The 872-nt window shown below is 55.2% G+C and carries 2 protein-coding genes; one reads left to right on the forward strand and one right to left on the reverse strand.

The genetic code is table 11. From position 1 onward, the window contains the following. Nucleotides 1-222, reverse strand: a 222-nt coding sequence (locus tag GVL03_RS18895) for a recombinase family protein (protein ID WP_159502549.1), incomplete at its 3' end; no start/stop codon positions are given. Between the two features lie 231 nt (nucleotides 223-453). Between GVL03_RS18895 and GVL03_RS18900 the strand changes: the two genes are divergently transcribed. After that, on the forward strand, nucleotides 454-597 hold the full coding sequence (locus GVL03_RS18900) for a hypothetical protein (protein WP_159502550.1): 144 nt from the start codon (nucleotides 454-456) through the stop codon (nucleotides 595-597). Nucleotides 598-872: the final 275 nt, after the last annotated feature.

Below are 872 nucleotides of genomic sequence, written 5' to 3' on the forward strand. Positions count from 1 at the left end.
GGGCTGGAGGTCGTTGATCATCCGAAGCAGCTCCGGACGGTCAACACGGGCACCAGAAGCTTTTTCCCGGTAGATGCCTGCCAGGTAGAAGCCCGCTGCCTTCGCCGCGGCAATGATCGCTTCCTGTCTTTCCAGATCCTGCTCTTCGGTGCTGACACGCATGTAGAGCCGAGCCACCTGGGTCGGCGCAGCACGACCGGCTGCCTTGATCACTCCATCCATGGTCTGTTTCCTGAAGTTCATGCGCTTCCAGAGCACGATCAGTTCACGAAAATTGGATTTCCGGCCGTTTCGTGAACTAAGCTCGAAGTGCCAGAGAACAAGAATTATGCATCTAAACCATTGTCATCATTGAGTTTTTTTGCATAAAAAGCGATAATTGACTGCACCGGTATCTAGAAACATCCAAACTAAAAATTTACAAACGAGGCTGCTTTAACGAAAGGGCGTGTGATGAAGAAAGAAGACCTCGTTGTTTTCAGTCTGGGATGGCTTGCGGCGAACACGCCTCAGCTGGTGCAACTGCTGAACGCACTGCTTCCGGTGATCGCGATCGCCGTGGCGGGCTATGCCCTCTACCTGATTGGGCGGAAATGATCAGGACTCTCTACTGGCATCGTGTCCCTTCTGCAGTCACACTGAATGCGCTACCCCACCTGCGATGGGCACGTGAAGGAGATCTGTCGCCGGCATCGAGCACGGCCGCGCTCATGCTCTATGTCGCCCTGCACTTCATGGCTGAGACAGTGGTTGTTGAAAAAGACTCGGTGGACCTGCCCGTGTCTTCGCGCGTTGCAGCGGCCAGCTATGAAGACCTGATGCATGCGATCGGCGGTAGATCACGGAGCATGGTGGCGCAGGGCCTGGAGCGC

The organism is Microbacterium sp. 18062 (assembly GCF_902706225.1).
Classification (GTDB): domain Bacteria; phylum Actinomycetota; class Actinomycetes; order Actinomycetales; family Microbacteriaceae; genus Microbacterium.

Coding starts and splice junctions, on each gene's coding strand:
- GVL03_RS18900 (WP_159502550.1), top strand. CDS start 454: ATGAAGAAAGAAGACCTCGTTGTTTTCAGTCTGGGATGGCTTGCGGCG.